This window comes from Stutzerimonas sp. KH-1 (genome assembly GCF_054483855.1).
On record NZ_CM137011.1, the window covers coordinates 1,200,610 to 1,220,630 of the forward strand.

The 20,021-nt window shown below is 64.6% G+C and carries 20 protein-coding genes; 16 read left to right on the plus strand and 4 right to left on the minus strand.

Annotated elements, in window-relative coordinates; genetic code table 11:
* Positions 1-131: 131 nt before the first annotated feature.
* Entirely contained in the window at positions 132-1,370 is a 1,239-nt protein-coding gene (sstT, locus tag ACX1DW_RS05855) for a serine/threonine transporter SstT (RefSeq protein ID WP_125921235.1), read from the plus strand.
* A 67-nt stretch (positions 1,371-1,437) separates the two neighbouring features.
* Here sstT and fabB read toward each other — a convergent pair whose 3' ends face one another.
* A complete protein-coding gene (fabB, locus tag ACX1DW_RS05860; RefSeq protein ID WP_011913036.1) occupies positions 1,438-2,655 on the minus strand; it encodes a beta-ketoacyl-ACP synthase I in 1,218 nt (405 codons plus the stop codon).
* 11 nt (positions 2,656-2,666) lie between these two features.
* On the minus strand, positions 2,667-3,182 hold the full coding sequence (fabA, locus tag ACX1DW_RS05865; RefSeq protein ID WP_003285418.1) for a 3-hydroxyacyl-[acyl-carrier-protein] dehydratase FabA: 516 nt from the start codon (positions 3,180-3,182) through the stop codon (positions 2,667-2,669).
* 410 nt (positions 3,183-3,592) lie between these two features.
* On the opposite strand from fabA, the gene ACX1DW_RS05870 reads away from it, so the two are divergent.
* The 8 genes from ACX1DW_RS05870 to ACX1DW_RS05905 all read left to right on the plus strand — a co-directional run bounded on the left by ACX1DW_RS05870 (position 3,593) and on the right by ACX1DW_RS05905 (position 9,897).
* Positions 3,593-4,615 (plus strand): NAD(P)H-dependent glycerol-3-phosphate dehydrogenase, encoded by a 1,023-nt coding sequence (locus tag ACX1DW_RS05870; protein ID WP_156245976.1) that lies wholly within the window; start codon positions 3,593-3,595, stop codon positions 4,613-4,615.
* A gap of 20 nt (positions 4,616-4,635) precedes the next feature.
* The gene (locus ACX1DW_RS05875; RefSeq protein ID WP_049339644.1) at positions 4,636-4,983 is read left to right on the plus strand and encodes a DUF4389 domain-containing protein; all 348 of its coding nucleotides are present in this window, start codon (positions 4,636-4,638) and stop codon (positions 4,981-4,983) included.
* Positions 4,980-5,438, plus strand: coding sequence for a phosphohistidine phosphatase SixA (gene sixA, locus ACX1DW_RS05880; protein ID WP_063543327.1), 459 nt, complete (start codon positions 4,980-4,982; stop codon positions 5,436-5,438). The genes ACX1DW_RS05875 and sixA overlap by 4 nt, the downstream gene beginning before the upstream one ends.
* A gap of 70 nt (positions 5,439-5,508) precedes the next feature.
* Positions 5,509-5,940 carry a hotdog fold thioesterase gene (locus ACX1DW_RS05885; protein ID WP_049339648.1) on the plus strand — a complete coding sequence of 144 codons (432 nt, stop codon included), beginning with the start codon at positions 5,509-5,511 and terminating at the stop codon, positions 5,938-5,940.
* Between the two features lie 131 nt (positions 5,941-6,071).
* Positions 6,072-6,884: an alpha/beta fold hydrolase gene (locus tag ACX1DW_RS05890; protein WP_156245974.1), complete on the plus strand. Its 813-nt coding sequence runs from the start codon at positions 6,072-6,074 to the stop codon at positions 6,882-6,884.
* Complete coding sequence (locus ACX1DW_RS05895) at positions 6,881-7,738, plus strand: alpha/beta hydrolase (RefSeq protein ID WP_458992988.1); 858 nt, start codon at positions 6,881-6,883, stop codon at positions 7,736-7,738. Before ACX1DW_RS05890 ends, ACX1DW_RS05895 begins: the two co-directional genes overlap by 4 nt.
* Before the next feature lie 196 nt (positions 7,739-7,934).
* The gene (locus ACX1DW_RS05900; protein ID WP_049339651.1) at positions 7,935-8,738 is read left to right on the plus strand and encodes a DUF4892 domain-containing protein; all 804 of its coding nucleotides are present in this window, start codon (positions 7,935-7,937) and stop codon (positions 8,736-8,738) included.
* A gap of 85 nt (positions 8,739-8,823) precedes the next feature.
* The gene (locus tag ACX1DW_RS05905; RefSeq protein ID WP_458992989.1) at positions 8,824-9,897 is read left to right on the plus strand and encodes an AI-2E family transporter; all 1,074 of its coding nucleotides are present in this window, start codon (positions 8,824-8,826) and stop codon (positions 9,895-9,897) included.
* A gap of 34 nt (positions 9,898-9,931) precedes the next feature.
* Here the strand turns inward: ACX1DW_RS05905 and ACX1DW_RS05910 are convergent, their stop codons facing one another.
* Positions 9,932-10,921 carry a patatin-like phospholipase family protein gene (locus ACX1DW_RS05910; RefSeq protein ID WP_125876869.1) on the minus strand — a complete coding sequence of 330 codons (990 nt, stop codon included), beginning with the start codon at positions 10,919-10,921 and terminating at the stop codon, positions 9,932-9,934.
* 182 nt (positions 10,922-11,103) lie between these two features.
* On the opposite strand from ACX1DW_RS05910, the gene selD reads away from it, so the two are divergent.
* From selD to ACX1DW_RS05945, 7 genes are all read left to right on the plus strand, one after another.
* The gene (gene selD / locus ACX1DW_RS05915; protein WP_458992990.1) at positions 11,104-12,138 is read left to right on the plus strand and encodes a selenide, water dikinase SelD; all 1,035 of its coding nucleotides are present in this window, start codon (positions 11,104-11,106) and stop codon (positions 12,136-12,138) included.
* A complete protein-coding gene (gene mnmH, locus ACX1DW_RS05920) occupies positions 12,138-13,244 on the plus strand; it encodes a tRNA 2-selenouridine(34) synthase MnmH (RefSeq protein WP_458992991.1) in 1,107 nt (368 codons plus the stop codon). The genes selD and mnmH overlap by 1 nt, the downstream gene beginning before the upstream one ends.
* Before the next feature lie 28 nt (positions 13,245-13,272).
* Positions 13,273-13,551, plus strand: a complete 279-nt coding sequence (locus ACX1DW_RS05925) for a hypothetical protein (protein WP_011913049.1) — start codon at positions 13,273-13,275, stop codon at positions 13,549-13,551.
* A 271-nt stretch (positions 13,552-13,822) separates the two neighbouring features.
* On the plus strand, positions 13,823-14,740 hold the full coding sequence (locus ACX1DW_RS05930; protein WP_102841263.1) for an AAA family ATPase: 918 nt from the start codon (positions 13,823-13,825) through the stop codon (positions 14,738-14,740).
* A 34-nt stretch (positions 14,741-14,774) separates the two neighbouring features.
* Positions 14,775-15,737, plus strand: a complete 963-nt coding sequence (locus ACX1DW_RS05935; protein ID WP_133457023.1) for a DUF58 domain-containing protein — start codon at positions 14,775-14,777, stop codon at positions 15,735-15,737.
* Positions 15,734-17,734, plus strand: a complete 2,001-nt coding sequence (locus tag ACX1DW_RS05940) for a transglutaminase TgpA family protein (protein ID WP_458992992.1) — start codon at positions 15,734-15,736, stop codon at positions 17,732-17,734. Before ACX1DW_RS05935 ends, ACX1DW_RS05940 begins: the two co-directional genes overlap by 4 nt.
* A 122-nt stretch (positions 17,735-17,856) precedes the next feature.
* The gene (locus tag ACX1DW_RS05945; RefSeq protein WP_063543307.1) at positions 17,857-18,654 is read left to right on the plus strand and encodes an acyl-CoA thioesterase; all 798 of its coding nucleotides are present in this window, start codon (positions 17,857-17,859) and stop codon (positions 18,652-18,654) included.
* A 60-nt stretch (positions 18,655-18,714) separates the two neighbouring features.
* Here ACX1DW_RS05945 and ACX1DW_RS05950 read toward each other — a convergent pair whose 3' ends face one another.
* Positions 18,715-19,821, minus strand: a complete 1,107-nt coding sequence (locus ACX1DW_RS05950; protein WP_458992993.1) for a glutaredoxin family protein — start codon at positions 19,819-19,821, stop codon at positions 18,715-18,717.
* Positions 19,822-20,021 lie beyond the last annotated feature (200 nt).

Genomic DNA, 20,021 nt, shown 5'->3' on the forward strand with positions numbered 1-20,021 from the left:
AGCCGACTACTTCGCCCACCCGTGACAGCTCAATGCTGGGCATGGGCGGTCCAGCGGCGTACCATCCCGCGTTTTTCCATGGCAGGAACGGTCCGTTCGGGGTCGTTCTTTCCCAGCTGCGAGATGCGCCTATGTCCGATATGCCTCGAATCGTCCGCTTCATCAGTCGCACCAGTCTGGTACTCCAGATCGTCATCGGATTGGTCGTCGGAGCGTTACTGGCGCTCTTCCTGCCGGCTGCCGCCAAATCGGCCGCGCTGCTGGGCGACCTGTTCGTTCAGGCGCTCAAGGCCGTAGCGCCGGTTCTGGTATTCGTGTTGGTGACTTCGTCACTGGCCAACCACAAGCGCGGTCAGCCCACCCACATACGGCCCATCATCGTGCTTTACGCGCTGGGTACGCTGAGTGCGGCGGCGGTTGCGGTGCTGGCGAGCTTCCTGTTTCCGACCTCGCTGACGCTGGTAAGCGAAGCAACTGACGTGATACCGCCGTCCGGGGTAGGAGCGGTCCTCAATACGCTGCTGTTCAATATCGTCGACAACCCGGTGCGTGCGCTGCTCAATGGCAACTTCATCGGCATCCTGGCGTGGGCAATCGGTCTCGGCTTCGCCTTTCGCCATGCACAGGACAGCACGCGGCGGCTGATTGGCGACCTGTCCGATGGCGTCACGCTGATCGTCAAGGTGGTGATCCGCTTCGCGCCGCTCGGTGTGTTCGGCCTGGTCGCCGGTACGCTGGCCGATTCGGGCTTCGATGTGCTGCTGGGCTATGTCCGGCTGCTGCTCGTGCTGGTGGGCGCCATGCTGTTCATGGCGCTGGTGATGAACCCGCTGATCGTGTTCTGGCAGATTCGCCGCAATCCCTATCCGCTGGTACTCACCTGCCTTCGTGAGAGTGGCATCACGGCCTTCTTCACGCGCAGTTCGGCTGCCAATATTCCGGTGAACATGCAGTTGTGCCAGCGTCTCGGGCTGCACAAGGACACCTACTCGGTGTCCATCCCGCTGGGTGCGACCATCAACATGGGTGGGGCGGCAATCACCATCACGGTGCTTACGCTGGCTGCGGTCAATACTCTCGGCATTCAGGTGGATATCGCCACGGCGGTGCTGCTGAGCCTGTTGGCGGCGGTCTGCGCCTGCGGGGCCTCGGGTGTCGCCGGCGGCTCGCTGCTGCTCATTCCGCTGGCCTGCAGCCTGTTCGGGATCTCCAATGACCTGGCGATGCAGGTCGTGGCGGTCGGCTTCATCATCGGCGTGGTGCAGGACTCGGCAGAAACCGCGCTGAACTCGTCGACTGACGTGCTGTTCACTGCAGCCTCCTGTATCGCCCATGGCGATATCGACGAGGGTGCTGAGCGGCGCGTCTGAATCAACTGATCGCGGAAACAAGAACGGCGCCCTAGGGCGCCGTTCTCATGTGTCGCTTGCTGCTGGCTCAGGCCTTGTAGCGGCGCAGTACCAGCGTGGCATTGGTGCCGCCGAAGCCGAAGCTGTTGCTCATGATCGTGTCGATCTGAGCGTTCTCGCGGGTTTCGCGAAGGATCGGCATGTCGGCGACTTCCGGGTCCAGCTCGTCGATGTTGGCCGAGCCGGCGATGAAGTTACCTTCCATCATCAGCATCGAGTAGATCGCTTCGTGAACGCCGGCGGCGCCCAGCGAGTGGCCGGACAGGCTCTTGGTCGAGCTGATGGTCGGGACCTTGTCGCCGAACATGTTACGCACGGCCTTGATCTCGGCCACGTCGCCCACCGGGGTGGAGGTGCCGTGGGTGTTGAGGTAGTCGATCGAGCCCTCGACGGTGGACATCGCCTGCTGCATGCAGCGCAGGGCGCCTTCACCGCTCGGTGCGACCATGTCGTAGCCGTCGGAAGTGGCGCCGTAGCCGACGATCTCGGCGTAAATCTTGGCGCCGCGCTTGAGGGCATGCTCCAGCTCTTCGACCACCACCATGCCGCCGCCGCCGGCGATGACGAAACCGTCACGCTTGGCGTCGTAGGCGCGCGAGGCCTTTTCCGGGGTTTCGTTGTACTGGCTGGACAGGGCACCCATGGCGTCGAACAGGCAGCTCTGGCTCCAGTGCTCCTCCTCACCACCACCGGCGAAGACGACGTCCTGCTTGCCCATCTGGATCTGCTCCATGGCATGGCCGATGCAATGCGCGCTGGTGGCGCAGGCCGAAGCGATGGAGTAGTTGATGCCCTTGATGCGGAACGGGGTGGCGAGACAGGCCGAGACGGTGCTGCTCATGGTGCGCGGCACGCGGTATGGGCCGATGCGCTTGACGCCCTTGTCGCGCAGGATGTCGATGGCTTCCATCTGATTGATGGTGGAGGCGCCACCCGAGCCGGCCACCAGGCCGATGCGCGGGTTGGAAATGTCATCCAGGCTGAAGCCGGCGTCCTTCACCGCCTGCTCCATCGCCAGGTAGGCGTAGGCGGCAGCGTCCCCCATGAAGCGCAGGACCTTGCGGTCGATCAGCTCTTCGAGGTTCAGGTTGACGGAGCCGGAAACCTGACTGCGCAGCCCCATGTCCGCGTAGGACTGGTTGAAGCGAATGCCGGGGCGGCCGGCGCGCAGGTTGCCGGAGACGGTCTCTTTGTCATTGCCCAGGCAGGAAACGATACCCAGGCCAGTGATCACGACGCGACGCATGCGGATGTCCTTCAAAAGCTGTCGGTAGAGGTGAACAGGCCGACGCGCAAGCCTTCGGCACTGTAGATCTCGCGGCCATCAACGCTAACGGTGCCGTCGGCGATACCGAGAATCAGCGAGCGGTTGATGGTGCGCTTGATGTGGATGTTGTAGGTGACCTTCTTCGCGGTCGGCAGCACCTGACCGAAGAACTTCACTTCGCCCGAGCCGAGGGCGCGGCCGCGGCCAGGGTTGCCCTGCCAGCCGAGGTAGAAGCCGACCAGCTGCCACATGGCATCGAGGCCCAGGCAGCCGGGCATGACCGGATCGCCTTCGAAGTGGCAGGCGAAGAACCAGAGATCAGGGTTGATATCCAGTTCGGCGACCAGCTCGCCCTTGCCATACTTGCCGCCCACTTCGCTGATGTGAACGATACGGTCGACCATCAGCATGTTCGGCGCAGGCAGTTGCGCATTACCGGGACCGAAGAGTTCGCCGCGGCTGCAACGAAGCAGGTCTTCCCGAGTAAAGGCGTGTTGTTTGGTCATGCGTATTCCTCAATGGGCCCCGTACAGAGGGCTTTGCTGCTTACATACCGGGCCCAGAATTCGAAGGCCTGATCATCAAGACTAGTCATAGACTGCCGTGTTGTGGCTAAAGTCACAGCCTGGCAACAGCGACGCCACTCATGCCATATCTGTGGCCGAAGGGCGCAAAGACAGAATTGGGCGGCTACTTTAACACTCCTGAGCTACTAACGAGGACCTTGCGACAGCGTGTCCTCTATAGACAATCGTTGCAGTGACGGTTGCCTATTGCTCGAAAATACGTATCTCAGCGGCGCAGACACGGCGCTAAGTCGATGATTTGTCGGGGTTTGGCTTTGCGCTGGTGGCCGCCAGCATGAAACGTATAATGCCCGTCACTGCCATTGCGAATGGCTCATAACGGAAACCACATGACACAACAGCAATCCATCGCGGTACTCGGCGGCGGCAGTTTCGGTACCGCGATCGCCAATCTGCTGGCCGAGAACGGGCATCACGTCCTGCTCTGGATGCGCGATGCACAGCAGGCCGAGTGCATACGTACGCAGCGGCAGAACCCTCGGTACCTGAAGGGCGTCGAGGTTCTGCCGCAGGTGGAGCCGACCACGGATCTGGCGTCGACCCTTGAAGCTTGCGAGCTGGTTTTCGTCGCGCTGCCCTCCAGCGCCCTGCGCCAGGCGTTGCAGCCGTTCGCCGCACAGCTGGGCGGCAAGATGCTGATCAGCACCACCAAGGGCATCGAGGCGGACGGTTTCACGCTGATGAGCCAGATTCTCGAGCAGATTGCGCCGCAGGCTCGTATCGGCGTGCTGTCTGGGCCGAACCTGGCTCGTGAAGTGGCCGACCATGCCCTGACCGCTACCGTCGTGGCGAGTCAGGACGAGGCGTTGTGTCGCAGCGTACAGCAGGTCCTGCATGGTCGTACCTTCCGCGTCTACGCCAGTTCCGATCGCTTCGGTGTCGAGTTGGGCGGGGCGCTGAAGAACGTCTACGCGATCATGGCCGGCATGGCAGCCGCGCTGGGCATGGGCGAAAACACGCGCAGCATGCTGATCACCCGGGCCCTGGCGGAAATGACACGCTTCGCGGTGAAGCTGGGGGCCAACCCCATGACCTTTCTCGGCCTGGCCGGTGTCGGCGACCTGATCGTCACCTGTACTTCACCCAAGAGCCGCAACTTCCAGGTGGGCTATGCGCTTGGCGAAGGATTAAGCCTGGACGAGGCGGTTTCACGCCTGGGCGAAGTTGCCGAAGGCGTGAACACCATCAAGGTGCTCAAATGCAAGGCCGAGGAACTGCAGGTCTACATGCCGCTGGTCGCGGGGTTGCACGCCATTCTGTTCGAGGGTCGTACGCTCGATCAGATCATCGCCATGCTGATGCGCGGTGAGCCCAAGACCGACGTGGATTTCATTTCAACCGACGGATTCTGAACCGAGCTCCAGGAGACTCCATGAACCAATCCAATCAGGCGACGGACCGGGAATCCTTGATTCTACGAGCCGTCTGGATGCTGATCTTCTTCTTCGTCTGGCAACTGGCCGAACTGGTGCTGCTGGTCGTGGTGGTCCTGCAGCTGGTGCTGCGTCTGGTCAAGGGTCATCCGGACGCCAGTCTGCAGGGCTTCGGTGACAGCCTCAGTCAGTACGTTGCGCAGATCGGGCGCTTCGCTACTTTCAATACCGAGCAAAAGCCCTGGCCGCTGTCCGACTGGCCGGCACCGAGACCGGCTGACGTCGAGCTGACACCGCCGGCACCTCCCGCAGCGCCGGAGCAGCCGAAGGAGGGACCGGCACCATGAGGCTGTGGTTGTTGCGTCATGGTCACGCCGAGCCGAACGCGCGCACCGATGCCGAGCGCAATCTGACGGAGGGTGGGCGTCGAGATGTCCGGCGCAGCGCTACCTTTCTGCGAGGCAAACCGCTGCAGACGATCCTTGTGAGCCCGTACCGGCGCGCGCAGCAGACTGCGGACGAGGTCTGCGCGGCGCTGGGCTTCAGCGGCCAGCGCGAAACCGTGGACTGGGCCACGCCCGAGTCGGATCTGCAGGAGGCCCTGAGAGCGCTCGATTCGCGTGGCGAGCACGATCTGCTTCTGGTCACCCACCAGCCCTTCGTCGGCAACCTGGCCGGTTGGCTGGTCAACGGCCACTATGGCGATCCGCTGCCGATGGCAACTGCATCGCTGGCGGAGCTCGAAGGCGAGGCGATCGCCGGCGGGCTGATGCGACTGGTATCGCTGCACGACGTTGGTTAGGGTTGCTGCTGCTCACCTCGCCGCTCCGTGTGAGGTGAGCTAACGACAATAACCATCAGGAGCACGTCCCTTGAGCATCTGGCACCGTCAGCCCGACCTGGAAGCACTGCATAGCACGCGCAAGAACACCATCAGCGAATTGCTGGATATCCGCTTCGAATCGTTCGACGAGTCATCGATCACGGCAAGCATGCCGGTCGATGCCCGCACCCATCAGCCTTACGGCCTTTTGCATGGTGGTGCTTCGGTCGTCCTGGCCGAGACCCTCGGTTCCATGGCCAGTTATCACTGCATCGATACCAGCAAGTTCTACTGCGTCGGGCTCGAGGTGAACGCCAACCATCTGCGCGGCTTGCGCAGCGGTCGCGTCACAGGTGTGTGCCGACCGGTGCATCTGGGGCGCTCCACTCACGTCTGGGACATCCGCCTGAGTGGTGAGGACGGCAAGCCCAGCTGCATTTCCCGGCTGACCGTCGCAATCGTGCCGCTGGAAAGGAACTGAGCACGGGGCGGGTCGCCATTGCGGCCTGCTGATTGGCCTGAATGCCCTTCATTCGGCAGGACTATGGCGATTGCTGCCTGCCGGGGCCTGCCGGACAATGGCGATCCAGTCCGTCCGGCAACACTTTCTTCATGACGCAACGCATCTTCTTCGCCCACGCCAACGGCTTTCCTTCGGCGACCTATCGCAAGCTGTTCGAGGCGCTCGCGCCGGAATATCAGGTCACGCACATGGATCGTCACGGTCACGATCCGCGCTTTCCGGTGGATGACAACTGGAACAACCTGCTCGAGGAACTGTTCGAGCAGCTCGAACGTCTGCGCGAGCCGGTCTGGGGTGTGGGACATTCCTTTGGCGGCATGCTGCACTACCGCGCGGCATTGTTGCGGCCCGACCTCTATCACGGGGTGGTCATGCTCGATTCACCGTTGCCGACCTGGTTCGACCAGACCGTCATCTGGGCCGCCAAGCGCCTGGGCTTCATCGACCGACTGACCCCGGCTGGCCGTACGCTTGGACGTCGCGAGCAGTTTTCCAGCGCCGAGGAAGCGCGTGCCTACTTCGCCGGCAAGGCTTTGTTCAGCAGCTTCGACCCGGAATGTCTGGAAGCCTATATCGAACATGGGTTGGAGCCGACAGGGCAGGGAATGCGTCTGCGCTTCGATCCGCAGACCGAAATCAGCATTTACCGCAGCGTGCCGCATCTCACGCCGGGCTGGCCGCCGGCACTGAGGATTCCACTGGCCATGGTGCGTGGCCGCGAAAGCCGCGTGGTGCTGCCGCATCACGGCTACCTGCTGCGGCTGATGGCGCGTGGCGAAGCGCATACGCTACCCGGTGGGCACATGTTCCCGTTCGAGCGGCCGCAGCAGACCGCCGAGAAATTGCGCGAGCTGCTCGGCCGCTGGGGTGCGCAGCTGGAGCTATCCAAGGGGGCGGCATGAGTGTCCTGTTCGAAGAGGTCCGACTGAGCCTGCCTCACCTCGAGGTAGCGGCCCACCTGTACGGGCCTGAAGATGGTCAGCCAGTGATTGCCTTGCACGGCTGGCTGGACAACGCGGCGACCTTCACCCGGCTTGCGCCGCGCTTGCAGGGGCTGCGCATCGTTGCGCTCGATTTGCCAGGTCACGGCCATTCCGACCATCGTCCGGTCGGGGCCAGTTACAACATCTGGGACTATGCCCACGACGTGCTGCAAGTCGCCGAGCAGTTCGGCTGGAAGCGTTTCTCCCTGCTCGGACATTCCATGGGGGCGATCGTCTCGGTCCTCCTGGCCGGTGCGTTGCCCGAGCGGATTGAGCGGCTGGCGTTGATCGATGGTGTGATTCCGTACACCGGCGAAGCGGACGAAGCACCGCAGAAGCTGGGTGCGGCGATCGAGGCGCTGCTGGCGGTCGATGACAAACGCAAGCCGGTCTATGCCACCTTTGATCAGGCCGTTGCTGCGCGTATGAAAGGCGTTGGTGCGGTCAGTCACGAGGCTGCGCAGCTGCTGGCTCAGCGCGGGTTGATGCCGGTGCCGGGAGGTTACACCTGGCGCACCGATGCGCGCCTCATGTTGCCTTCGGCGATGCGCCTGACACGCGCCCACGCCCTGGCGTTCGTCGAGCGGGTGGCGTGTCCAGCCAGCCTGGTGCTGGCAGAGGGCGGGTTGATGACCCAGCCAGAGCTGCGCTCGCTGGTCCAGGGGCTACCGTTCGCCGTTCGCGAACTGCCCGGCGGGCATCATCTGCATCTGGACGACGAAGCCGGCGCCGAAGCGGTCGCCTCGCTATTCAACACGTTCTTTCAGGCGTAGCAGCTGCACACCTCTGCAATACTCTCTCGTAAAGCCTCGCTTGACTTGTTTTTGGCAAGTGGTGAGGCTGGCAGCGGCGCTGGCTGGCCAGCGCGTTCATGCGGGCTGTGAGCTGATCGGTCCTCGGCCGGCGTCATTGTTCCAGGCTGGCTATTCATCGATGTCAGTCTCGTGCCCATGTCCATTGAGGAGTGTTATGCGAAGTGCATGGATAGTGGCATCGGTACTGTTCGCTGGTGCAGCGGGGGCCGCCGATATCCCCGGCAGTGCCGATCTGGATACGCTTTCCCGATTTGCTCAGGCTCAGATCGTCGATTATCGGCAGGGGCAGGTGCAGGAACGCGTCTATCCGCAGGATTCGATCCGCCGGATCAGCGGCAAACTGCGTATGGCTGCACAAGTCACCGTTTCTGGCGAACTTACGGCCATCACTTACCTGCTACCAGCTACGCACGCCGGTATCGAAGCGTTCACCCAGGCCCGGGGCGAACTCTTGCGCCAGGGTGCTGAGCTGCTTTTCTGGTGCGAAGGGCGCGAATGTGGTTCCAGCAGCCTCTGGGCCAACGCCATTTTCGGCAAATCCATGCTTTACGGGCCCGAGGGCCAGCAGGCCTACCTGTTGGCACGTTTGCCGGAGGTCGATGGCCGCCTGGTCGCGCTCTACGGTATTACCCGTGGCAATGGCCGGCCCTATCTGCATGTGGAGCAGCTTCGGCCGGAACAACCGCTGGGGGAGGTATTGCCCACCGCGGCGACCCTGTTGCGGCAATTGCGCAGCACCGGTGAGCTGCAATTGCCTCGTCTTGCCGATGAGCCGACGGCAGAGTGGGGCGGCATCCTGGCCAGCATGTTGCGCCTGGACAGTACCATGCGCATCAGCCTCGCCGGACGCGGTGCGGTAGCCTGGCGCGAGGCGCTGATCGTCGAACGCATTCGCCCCGGACGGCTCGAGGTGGATGATTCCGAGCAGGCCGGTCTGCTCATCAGGCTATTGCGCTGACGCCCTGGAGCGGCTGCAATAGCCGATCTCTGCGCGCGTGCTGATAGTCAGCACGCGCCGCTCCTCTCGATAGAGTACCTAGTGCATGCTCAACAATGATCGCTTGTTGGTGCAGATTCTGCTCCTCGGCCTGCTTGCGGCTTGCCTGTGGGTGCTGGCTCCGTTTGCTTCCGCCTTGTTCTGGGCTGCCGTGCTGGCTTTCGCCAGCTGGCCGCTAATGCGCCTGCTGACCCGCTGGCTGAACGGCAACGCCACGCTTGCCGCTGGCTTGCTCACCTTCAGCTGGATGGTGCTGGTGGCCGTGCCGCTGGTCTGGCTGGGGTTCAACATCGCTGACCAGGTTCGCGATGCAAACGCGTTACTGCATGATCTGCAGGTCGAGGGCCTGCCGCCTGCGCCGACATGGCTGGGTGAGCTGCCCTTCGTCGGCGATACACTGGTGAGCTTCTGGAACACTGTGGATGAGCAGGGTACGGCTCTGATCGCCAGCATCCGCCCCTACATCGGTCAGGTCGCCAACTGGCTGCTGGTGCGCAGTGCGCGAATCGGTGGCGGCATGCTTGAGCTGGCACTTAGTCTGGTGCTGGTGTTCTTCTTCTACCGCGACGGCCCGCGTCTGTCGGCCTTCGTGCACAGTCTGTTGCACCGGCTGATCGGCGATCGCGCGGATCATTACCTCGAACTAGTGGCCGGAACGGTGCAGCGCGTGGTCAACGGGGTGATCGGGACCGCCGCGGCGCAGGCCATTCTGGCCTACATCGGCTTTCTCATCGCCGGCATCCCTGGTGCGCTGGTACTGGGGCTGCTGACCTTCGCCTGCAGCTTCATCATGGTGCCGCCGCTGGTCTGGGGGCCGGCGGTCGCCTGGCTGGCCTGGCAGGGCGACTACGGCATGGCGGTGTTCCTCGGCGTCTGGGGCATGTTTGTCATTAGCGGCGTGGACAACGTGCTCAAGCCCTATCTCATCAGCCGGGGCGGCAACCTGCCGCTGGTGGTGGTGCTGCTCGGGGTATTCGGCGGCATCCTGGCCTTCGGCTTCATGGGCCTGTTCCTCGGTCCGACGCTACTCGCGGTCGCCTACAGTCTGCTCGGCGACTGGCTGATCAAGGAGGTGCCGAAGATGCCGGCCCACGAGTCGACACAGCTTCCAGGCGAGTAGCGCGAGTCGGTCGGCCCGTAGCGTCAGGCAGCGCTCACTGCTCCTCTTCGTAACGCACCAGCGCGTCATGGGCGACGATGCGCCCGAGGGCGATCAGCTCGGGCGCCTTGTAGAACTCGTAGAAGCGACAGGCGCGCTTGGGGATGTTGACCAGCACGTTGGGCGGGTAGCCGGCGATCTTGTACTGCGCCAGCGATGACTGCATGACGTCGAAACTCTGGTTGATCAGCTCCAGCAGCGACGCCGGGCCGGTCACGTCGATCACCGTCGAGCCCTCTGCCGAACGCGGCGCGCCGCGGCTGGTTGGCGCCGCCGGCGGCTGATCGCCGCGGGTCAGTTCGCCGGCACGGATGTCTTCGATCTGCTCGGTCAGCTCGGCTTCGTCCTTGCGCCAGAACGGGATGTGCGAGCTGATCGAGGTCATGAGCGAGTCGAAGCGACCCGGGCGCTCGATCTCCGGCAGCGGGTACTGCTTGTGATTGTTGGCGTTGAGGTTGACCGCGATGATCATGTCGCAATGCGCCGAGACCACCGGGACGATCGGCAGGGGATTGAGCAGGCCACCGTCGACCAGCATGCGGTTGCCCTGCATGACCGGCGTGAACAGGCTCGGGATGGCCGCGGAGGCGCGCATCGCCAGTTCCAGGCTGCCTTCCTGAAACCAGATCTCCTGCTGATTGGTCAGGTCGGTGGCGACCGCCGTGAAGGGAATCGGCAGATCCTCGATGCGGGTCTTGCCGACCATGTCGCGGATGCGGCCGAAGACCTTTTCGCCGCGGATCGCGCCGAGACTGAAGCTCGGGTCGACCAGGCGCAGCAGATCCAGATAATCGAGGCTTTCGATCCAGCTGCGGTACTCGTCGAGCTTGCCGGCTGCATAGATGCCGCCGACGACCGCGCCCATTGAACAGCCTGCAATGCAGGCGATCTCATAGCCTCGTGCCTCCAGCTCCTCGATCACGCCGATATGCGCATAGCCCCGTGCGCCACCTGATCCCAATACCAGTGCAACTCTCTTACTCATGCGTATCTCCCTGTGGCACTCGCGATAGCTTCGTGCCTGGCCGGCAAGCCTGCAAGGGCTGATCGGGGCCTCGCCACGCTCGAGCCTGTCGTTGCATGCCCGAATCCGGCGGCAACCGGCGAATCTACAGCGGCCTTTGCTACAATCGCCGCCCGTTTGTGCATGTGCCACGAGAGAGCCCGATGAGCGAACCGATCCGCCTCACCCAGTACAGTCACGGCGCCGGCTGCGGCTGCAAGATATCGCCCAAGGTGCTGGACGTGATTCTTGCCGGCAGCGGTGCGCAGAACCTCGATCCGCGCCTGTGGGTCGGCAATGCCTCGCGCGATGACGCGGCGGTGTACGGCATCGACGAGGAGCGCGGCGTGGTCTCGACCACCGACTTCTTCATGCCCATCGTTGACGATCCCTTCGACTTCGGCCGCATCGCCGCCACCAATGCGATCAGCGATATCTATGCCATGGGCGGCGACCCGCTGATGGCCATCGCGATCCTCGGTTGGCCGGTCAATGTGTTGCCGCCGGAAGTCGCCCGAGAAGTGATCGCAGGTGGCCGTGCCGTCTGCGATGCCGCCGGCATTCCCCTGGCTGGCGGGCACTCGATCGATGCGCCTGAGCCGATCTTTGGCCTCGCCGTCACCGGTCTGGTGAACAAGCGCCAGATGAAGCGCAACGACACCGCTACCGCCGGCTGCAAGCTGTACCTGACCAAGCCGCTGGGCATCGGCATCCTCACCACCGCCGAGAAGAAGGCCAAGCTGCGCAGCGAGGACGTCGGCTTGGCCCGCGACTGGATGTGCACGCTGAACACAGCCGGCAGCCGCTTCGGCAAGCTTGAAGGCGTTCGTGCCATGACTGACGTGACCGGCTTCGGCCTGCTTGGCCATCTGGTGGAGATGGCCGATGGCAGCGGCCTGACCGCGGAGATCGAATACGCCCGCGTACCGCGCCTGCCTGGCATCGAATACTACCTGGAGCAGGGCTGCGTACCGGGTGGCACCCAGCGCAATTTCGACAGCTATGGGGAGCGCATCGCCGCGCTCGACGAACGTCATAAACCACTGCTTTGCGATCCGCAGACCAGTGGTGGCTTGCTGGTCGCCGTGACGCCGGAGGGCGAGGCGGAGTTCCGCTCGGTCTGCGCCCAGCTCGGCCTAGCGCTGGAGCCGATCGGCCAGCTGGTCGCCGCGCGTAGCCATGCGGTCGAGGTACGTTGATGCGCGGCGACACGGAGAATTATCGCGAGCTGTTCCTCAACGACGTCCCCATGATGGATGCCCGTGCGCCGGTGGAGTTCGGCAAGGGGGCCTTTCCCGGCGTGGTCAATCTGCCGCTGATGAATGATGTGGAGCGGCAGAAGGTTGGCACCTGCTACAAGCAGCACGGCCAGAAAGCCGCCATCGAGCTGGGCCATCAGCTGGTGTCCGGCAAGACCAAGGCCGAGCGGCTGCAGGCCTGGGCGGACTTCGCCCGAGCTCATCCGGATGGCTACCTGTACTGCTTCCGTGGCGGTTTGCGCTCGAAGATCGTTCAGCAATGGCTGAAGGATGAGATGGGCATCGACTACCCGCGGGTAGTCGGCGGCTACAAGGCGATGCGCCACTTCCTGCTGGAGACCATCGACCAGGCCGTCGAGCAGTGCGCTTTCGTCCTGGTGGGCGGCATGACCGGTACCGGCAAGACCGAAGTGCTGGCGCAGCTGGATAACAGCCTGGACCTGGAAGGCCTGGCCAATCACCGTGGCTCCAGCTTCGGCAAGCGCGCCACGCCGCAGCCCTCGCAGATCGATTTCGAGAACGCGCTGGCGATCCGCCTGCTGAAGATGCGCGCGGCAGGGATCGAAAGCTTCGTGCTCGAGGACGAGGCGCGTCTGGTCGGGCGCTGCTCCATCCCGCTGCCGCTGTTCCAGGGCATGCAGCAGTTTCCGTTGATCTGGCTGGAGGACAGCCTGCAAGGCCGGGTCGAGCGCATCCTCAAGGACTACGTGATCGACCTGTGCGCCGAGTTCATCGCCGAACAGGATGAGAACGGTTTCGCTGCATTCGCTGAGCGTCTTCAGCAAAGTCTGGTCAATATCAACAAGCGGCTCGGCGGGGAGCGTTATCAGCGCCTGGCGCTGCTGATGGATCAGGCGTTGGCGGAGCAGGCCCGCAGCGGTGCGGTCGATCTGCATCGCGCCTGGATCGAGGCGCTGCTGGGCGAATATTACGACCCGATGTACGCCTACCAGCGCGAAAGCAAGGCCGAGCGGATCGAGTTCGCCGGTGACCAGCCGTCCGTGGTCGAGTATCTGCGTAACCGTAAGGCGCGCAACGCGCCGTAACCCTGAATGGCACATGAGGGATGATGCGATGAAAACCTGGCTGACTTTGCCTTTGCTGGTTGTGCTGCTGGCCGGTTGTGCCGGCAAGACCGCTTACCGTGACAGCTGCGCCGCGGAGCTGGATGCCGCATGGAAGGAGCAGAGCCTGGCGGAAGCCGAAGGCTTTGCCGGCACCGTGAGCTATTCCAAGGCCATGGCGTTGCTGACCGGCGCCAAGACCCAGCAGCAGTTCGAAGCCTTCCGCGGTTGCACGCAGAAGGCGCAGAAGGCGCGCTTCTATCTGCGCGAATCCCGCGCCGGACGCTGAGCTCCAACATGGGCCGGCCCGCTCGGGCCGGCTATGCTTGCGCAAGCAGGCCCGGCCGTTCCAGCCCTGCAACTGGCTGAAGCAGTGGCCACTGCTCTGCGCATGACTCTCCCACCCCCCAGCGTTCCTTCGGCATCGCTTGCCGTAGTGCTGAGCACACAGCTGCACACCTTCCGGCTGCATATCACAAAGTCGTCACCGGGCGTTTCCAGCGCTTTGCCTGGCTGCTTGCGGCAAGTAGCATCGCTGGAGGACGAACCAAGGAGAGTCTATGCGCACCCGATTGGACGCCTGCCTGCAAGCAGTCAATGAAGTGTTGCTCGGCAAGGAGGCGCAGGTCCGGCTGGCCATGGCCTGCCTGCTGGCCCGCGGTCACCTGCTGGTGGAGGACATGCCCGGGATGGGCAAGACCACCCTGAGTCATGCCCTGGCCAAGGTGCTGGGCCTGGAATTCCAGCGCATCCAGTTCACCTCCGACCTGCTGCCAGGCGACATTCTCGGCACCTCGGTGTTCGACAAGGACAGCGGACAGTTCGTCTTCCATCCCGGGCCGATCTTCGCCGAGCTGGTGCTCGCCGACGAGATCAATCGCGCCACGCCGAAAAGCCAGAGCGCCCTGCTCGAAGCCATGGAGGAGGGCCAGGTCACCATCGAAGGGGCGACACGCCCCTTGCCCGAGCCGTTCTTCGTCATCGCCACGCAGAACCCGGTGAGCTCTGGCGGCACCTTCGCGTTGCCGGAGTCGCAACTGGACCGCTTTCTTATGCGCGTCTCCCTGGGCTACCCCGCCAAGGCGGCTGAAAAGTCCCTGTTGCTGGGTGAATCCCGGCGCGATCTGCTGACCCGACTCGAACCGTTGCTGCAGCACGACGAACTGCGGGCAATCCAGGATGCAGTCGGCCATGTGCGGGTCAGCGATGCCCTTGTCGATTACGTGCTGCGTCTGGTGGAGGCCACGCGCACTCAGCCGCAGTTCGCCTGGGGGCTGTCGCCGCGCGGCAGCCTGGCGTTGCTGGCGGCCGCCCGCGCCTGGGCATTCCTCGACGGGCGCGACTACGTGATTCCGGAGGATGTGCAGGCGGTGCTGCCCACCGTGGTCGGCCACCGCCTGCGCGAGCGCGCGGATGCCACCGGTCACGGCGGTGGTGCGCTGGTGCAATGGCTGCTGCGCGAGGTGCCGGCGCTGTGAGGCAGCTGTCCGCGCCGTACTGCGGGCGTCCGGCGTGAGGCTGCTACCGCGCTTTCGCGACCGCTGGCTGCTGCGGCGCATACCGCCGGCTTCCAGCGTGCGGCTGAACCAGCGGCGAATCTTCATCATGCCCACGGCGGTGGGGCTGACGTTCATGGCTGCGCTGCTGCTGATGCTGCTCACCGCGATCAACTACCAGAACAGCCTGGCCTATGGGCTGACATTCCTGCTCGGCTCCCTCTATCTGGTCACCATCCTGCACACCTGGCGCAACCTTGCCGGGCTGGTATTGCAGGCCGGCGGCACCACGGCGGCATTCGTCGGCGAGCAGGCCTTGCTGCGCGTCCGCCTGGAAAGCCAGGGGCGTGCCTATCAGGCCGTTGCGTTGGGCTGGCCGGGGAGCGGATTGCGCCTGGTCGACGTTCCGGCTGGCGGCACCGTCGAGGTCGAGTTGAGCCTGCCGACCCGTCGCCGCGGTTGGTTGCGACCGGGCCGGGTGCGGGTGGAGAGCCGTTTCCCGCTGGGGCTGCTGGTGGCCTGGAGCTGGATCGACCTGGAGCTGGCCGCGCTCGTCTACCCGCGGCCGTCGGCAGCCGAGCATCCCCAGGGCGGCAGCGCGCCGGAGACCGAGGATGAAGGCGTGCTGACGCGGGGCTCGGGCGTCGACGACTATCAGGGCTTGCGGGCCTGGCAGCCGGGCGATCCGCGTCGACGCCTGCACTGGAAGGCCTATTCGCGCGGCCAGGGCCTGCTGGTGAAGGATTTCGCCAGCCTGCTCGGTAACGATCCGCTGCTGGATTTCGACGCGCTTACCGGCGATACCGAGCAACGGCTGTCGGTGCTCTGCCACTGGGTAATCGACCTCAGCGAAAAGCAGCAGCCGTTCGCGCTGCGGCTGCCGGCCGGCTTGTTCGGCCCGGACAGCGGCCAGGCGCATCGAGATGCCTGCCTGCGTGCGCTGGCGCTGCACGGTCTGGCTGATGGGGACGATGCATGAGTGCGAAGCCGGGTATTCCACGCAACAGCCTGATCTGGCTGCTGGTGGCGCAGGTGCTGGTGATCCTGCCGCATCTCACCCATCTGCCGCTGTGGATCATCGGCCTGTGGCTGGGCTGTGCGGGCTGGCGAATCCAGATCTTCCGCATGCGCGCTCGTTACCCGCGCAGCTGGACCAAGGCACTGTTGATGATCGGGGCGGGCTTCGGGGTGTACTTCTCCCGCGGCAGCCTGGTTGGGCTCGAGGCCGGTGTGGTGCTGCTGATTGCCGCATTCATCCTCAAGCTGGTGGAGATGAGTACCCGCCGCGATGCGCTGGTGCTGATCTTTCTCGGCTTCTTCGCGGTGGTGACCAGCTACCTGTTCGAGGACAGCCTGCTCGCCGGGCTCTACAGCCTCCTTCCGGTCACTTCATTGCTCGCCGCGATGATCGGCCTGCAGCAGAGCAGCCTGGTGACGCGGCCGTGGCCGACCGTGCGGCTGGCCGGCGCGCTGCTGTTGCAGGCCGTGCCACTGATGCTGGTGCTGTTCCTGTTCTTTCCCCGCCTGCCACCGCTGTGGTCGCTGCCGCAGGCCGGTGACAGGGGTACGACCGGACTGGCCGACCACATGGCGCCTGGCGATATCGCGCGGTTGGGGCGCTCGGCGGAACTGGCGTTTCGTGTCAGCTTCGACGGCGAGATTCCCCCTCGCGACCAGCTCTACTGGCGCGCGGTGACCTTCGAGCGTTTCGATGGCCGGCGCTGGTCGCAGTCCTACGCATCCAACGTGCCGCAGGCACCGGAGTGGCAGGCGCTGGGCGACCCGCTCAGCTACAGCGTGGTCATGCAGCCCAGCGGCCAGCCCTGGCTGTTCGCCCTGGACGTCGCGCAGGTGGCGTCCGCCGAGGCACAGCTGATGGCGGATTTTCATCTCCAGCGCCGCCAGCCGGTGAACAAGCCGCTGATGTATCAGGCGACCTCCTGGCTGGACGCGCGTCGCGAAGCGACCAGCGCACCGGCGAGCCTCGGGCGCGCATTGCAGCTGCCGGAGCAGGGCAATCCACGCGCTCGCGCCTGGGCCACCGAGCTACGGCACTCTGCGCAGGAGCCGCAGGCGATGGTGGAAGCGCTGTTGAAGCACTTCAACCGCCAGCCCTATCACTACACCCTGGAGCCGCCGCCGGTGGGGAGCGATATCGTCGATGACTTCCTGTTCCAGACCCGCAGCGGATTCTGCGCACACTACGCCGGTGCCATGACCTTCGTGCTGCGTGCGGCGGGCATTCCGGCGCGCGTGGTGGCCGGCTACCAGGGCGGTGAGGTCAACCCGGCGGGCAACTACCTTTCCGTTCACCAGTTCGACGCCCACGCCTGGGTCGAGTACTGGATCGCCGAGCGCGGTTGGGTCAGTGTCGACCCGACTTTCCAGGTCGCGCCCGAGCGCGTCGAGCAGGGGCTGGAGCAGGCCCTGGCCCGCGAGCAGAGCTTTCTCGCCGACGAACCGATGTCACTGCTGCGCTACCGTGACATCGGTTGGATGAACACCCTGCGCCTGCGCTGGGACAGCCTCAATTACGGCTGGCAGCGCTGGGTACTCAATTATCAGGATGAGCAGCAGTCGCAGATGCTGCAGCGCTGGTTCGGCAAGCTCGACGGCCAGGCGCTCGGTCTGGGCCTGGTCGCCGTGCTCGGGCTGCTGACCGGAATACTGGCGCTCGTGCTGTTCAAACCCTGGCGGCGGGAAAAGGATGTTCAGCAGCGCCAGTTCGATCGCTTCGAACGCCTGCTGGCACGCCAGGGCATTCGCCGCCTCAAAGGCGAGGGCGCGCGCAGCTTCGCCGAGCGGGCTGCCGCCGAGCTGCCCGAACAGGCGCCAGCCATTCGCGCCTTCGTCAGGCTGTACGAGGCACAGCGCTATGCGCAGCAGCCCGGAGCGGGGGACGAACTGTCGCGTGCCCTGACCACTGTCCGACGTGCCATGCCCTGGCGTCTCGCTGCCCCGTCGCGGCGTTCCTGACATTCGTTCATTGCCGGCATGGATGATTCGGCATTTCATCCGGCTGCTTCTGCCAGACAGGGTCGCGCGGCCCACCATGCGCCTTTAACATCGCCGGCATAACGAACGATAACGAGGTGGATATGGAGCTTTGCGAGCTGCTGCAAGCGGTGCGTGACAATCCCGAGAGCGTAGTTGTGCCGGCCAGTTGGGGGCAGGGGCGTGCGGGTTTCGGCGGCCTGGTCGCAGCGCTGGTCTTCGAGAGCATGCGTGCCAAGGTGCCGGAGGGGCGCCCGCTGCGCTCGCTGGCGATCACCTTCGTCGGTCCGCTGGCAGTGGACAAGCCCGCAAGCTATGAGGCCGAAGTGCTGCGTGAGGGCAAGGCGGTGAGCCAGATGCTCGGCCGGGTGATGCAGGACGGCCAAGTGGTCACCATCGTTCAGGGCAGCTTTGGCGCGCCGCGTAGCTCGGTGATCGATGTGCCGGCCGAGCCCGGTCCGTCCATGCCGCCAGTGGAAGCCTGCCAGGAGCTGCCCTACGTACCGGGCGTGACGCCGGAGTTCACCCGCTACCTGGCGATGCGCTGGGGCATCGGTGGCTTGCCGTTCAGCGGCAACGCTTCCCGCCAGATGGGCGGCTGGGTGCGCCAGCGTGGCGATGTTCCTCGCGAGCCGATGACCGAGGCGCACCTGCTGGCGCTGGTGGATGCCTGGCCGCCCGCCGTGCTGCCGCACCTCAAGAGCTTCGCGCCGGGCAGCTCGCTGACCTGGACCATCGAGTTCATCCAGCCGATGCCCGTGCTCGACAGCCATGAATGGTGCATGTACCGCGCCGAGATCGAGCATGCCCGCGACGGTTACGGCCATTGCGCCGCCGCGCTGTGGTCACCATCCGGCGAGCTGATCGCCCTGAGCCGGCAGACGGTGACGGTGTTCGGCTGAGGCCGCGCCGCCGGGCGGCAGTGTCTGGATGAAGCAGATTTGCCGCCCACTCGCAGGCTGCTAGCGCAACCATTCCGGCCGCAGCAGCATGACGACTCCCAGCACCAGCATTACCGCGCCGCTGACCAGCTTCAGCGTCGCGCCGGATCGTTGCGTGAGCTTGCGGCTGCTCAGTGCGAGCACCGCGACGGTCACCATCAGCGCGTCGTCGGCGATATAGCCAAGGATGTAGAGCCCGAGATAGGCATGATGGGCCAGCGCGCCCAGTTGCTGCTGCGCCAGTACGGCGGTGTAGATCGCTGGCAGCCCGGCGGTGCACAGCAGCTCGACGAAATTGACCACCAAAGCCAGCGCCGCGACGCCGCCGAGAGCGGGCCATAGCGATTGGCTCTGCAGAATCCGACGCATCCGTGCATAGAGCCCGGGTTTGGCGGAGGCCGGTATCGACAGCGCGAAGCCGCCGGCAGGCCGCAGGCCGTCACGCAGATTGATGAGGCCGATAAGCACCGCCAACAGTGCCAACCCTGCGAGCAACCAGGACGACAGGCCGACCAGCAGGAACAGGTTCAGCCAGGCTGCCATGAACAGGTAGTACACCGCGCCGCTGACCAGCACGAAGGTACCGGCGATCAGCGCCATGCGGTGGCGATCGCGCAGGCGGACCAGCAGCGACAGCAGGAACAGCAGGACCCACATGGCGCACGGGTTGAATCCGTCCAGCAGGCCGAGGGCAAGGGTGAAAAGCGGCAGGCCCAGACGTTCCAGGCTGAGGTTGCCGAACAGCCTGCTCTCCAATGTGGTGGGTTGCGGCACCGACTGTTCGACCAGCGCGATCAGCTGCGCGCCGCTGTGCTCGGCATCATCGAAGCCGACCAGCAGACGCTCGCCGATCACGAAGGTTGGAACTGCCGGTGGCCAGCTACCGGCTTCACGAGATAGTCGCAGCAAGTCGGCGCGGGCCGAGGGGTCACGGTCCACCTCGCGGAGGCGAATCTCCAGCTGCGGGTGCCTTTCGGCCAGTTCGACGAGAAAATCCTTGGCCGCGCTGCAGTGCGGACAGCCGTCGCGTACGAACACTTCCAGCACCGGCGGGTTGGCCAAGGCATAGGTCGGAGCCGCTGTGCCCAACAGGAATAACAGAAGGCTGCGCAGCAAGATCTGGAACATGAGCATGCATCCATGAATCCCGCCGCTGGTGGCGAGCGGGGCTGCTGATGAAGGCAAGATCGTCGGTCGTGCGGGTCCGCTCGGCAATGATCTGTAGCAAGGTTGGGCGCTGCTGCGGGTCGCGCCGAGACAGGCTGAGCTAATCTCTTAACCAGGGTCATGGCAGAGAGCCTGAGCCGTGGACAGACTCGAGCGACAGC

What these genes read in the sequence shown, in the direction of transcription:
- sstT (WP_125921235.1), top strand. Translation starts at nt 132, where the DNA reads ATGTCCGATATGCCTCGAATCGTCCGCTTCATCAGTCGCACCAGTCTG.
- fabB (WP_011913036.1), bottom strand. Translation starts at nt 2,655, where the DNA reads ATGCGTCGCGTCGTGATCACTGGCCTGGGTATCGTTTCCTGCCTGGGC.
- fabA (WP_003285418.1), bottom strand. Translation starts at nt 3,182, where the DNA reads ATGACCAAACAACACGCCTTTACTCGGGAAGACCTGCTTCGTTGCAGC.
- ACX1DW_RS05870 (WP_156245976.1), top strand. Translation starts at nt 3,593, where the DNA reads ATGACACAACAGCAATCCATCGCGGTACTCGGCGGCGGCAGTTTCGGT.
- ACX1DW_RS05875 (WP_049339644.1), top strand. Translation starts at nt 4,636, where the DNA reads ATGAACCAATCCAATCAGGCGACGGACCGGGAATCCTTGATTCTACGA.
- sixA (WP_063543327.1), top strand. Translation starts at nt 4,980, where the DNA reads ATGAGGCTGTGGTTGTTGCGTCATGGTCACGCCGAGCCGAACGCGCGC.
- ACX1DW_RS05890 (WP_156245974.1), top strand. Translation starts at nt 6,072, where the DNA reads ATGACGCAACGCATCTTCTTCGCCCACGCCAACGGCTTTCCTTCGGCG.
- ACX1DW_RS05895 (WP_458992988.1), top strand. Translation starts at nt 6,881, where the DNA reads ATGAGTGTCCTGTTCGAAGAGGTCCGACTGAGCCTGCCTCACCTCGAG.
- ACX1DW_RS05900 (WP_049339651.1), top strand. Translation starts at nt 7,935, where the DNA reads ATGCGAAGTGCATGGATAGTGGCATCGGTACTGTTCGCTGGTGCAGCG.
- ACX1DW_RS05905 (WP_458992989.1), top strand. Translation starts at nt 8,824, where the DNA reads ATGCTCAACAATGATCGCTTGTTGGTGCAGATTCTGCTCCTCGGCCTG.
- ACX1DW_RS05910 (WP_125876869.1), bottom strand. Translation starts at nt 10,921, where the DNA reads ATGAGTAAGAGAGTTGCACTGGTATTGGGATCAGGTGGCGCACGGGGC.
- selD (WP_458992990.1), top strand. Translation starts at nt 11,104, where the DNA reads ATGAGCGAACCGATCCGCCTCACCCAGTACAGTCACGGCGCCGGCTGC.
- mnmH (WP_458992991.1), top strand. Translation starts at nt 12,138, where the DNA reads ATGCGCGGCGACACGGAGAATTATCGCGAGCTGTTCCTCAACGACGTC.
- ACX1DW_RS05925 (WP_011913049.1), top strand. Translation starts at nt 13,273, where the DNA reads ATGAAAACCTGGCTGACTTTGCCTTTGCTGGTTGTGCTGCTGGCCGGT.
- ACX1DW_RS05930 (WP_102841263.1), top strand. Translation starts at nt 13,823, where the DNA reads ATGCGCACCCGATTGGACGCCTGCCTGCAAGCAGTCAATGAAGTGTTG.
- ACX1DW_RS05940 (WP_458992992.1), top strand. Translation starts at nt 15,734, where the DNA reads ATGAGTGCGAAGCCGGGTATTCCACGCAACAGCCTGATCTGGCTGCTG.
- ACX1DW_RS05945 (WP_063543307.1), top strand. Translation starts at nt 17,857, where the DNA reads ATGGAGCTTTGCGAGCTGCTGCAAGCGGTGCGTGACAATCCCGAGAGC.
- ACX1DW_RS05950 (WP_458992993.1), bottom strand. Translation starts at nt 19,821, where the DNA reads ATGTTCCAGATCTTGCTGCGCAGCCTTCTGTTATTCCTGTTGGGCACA.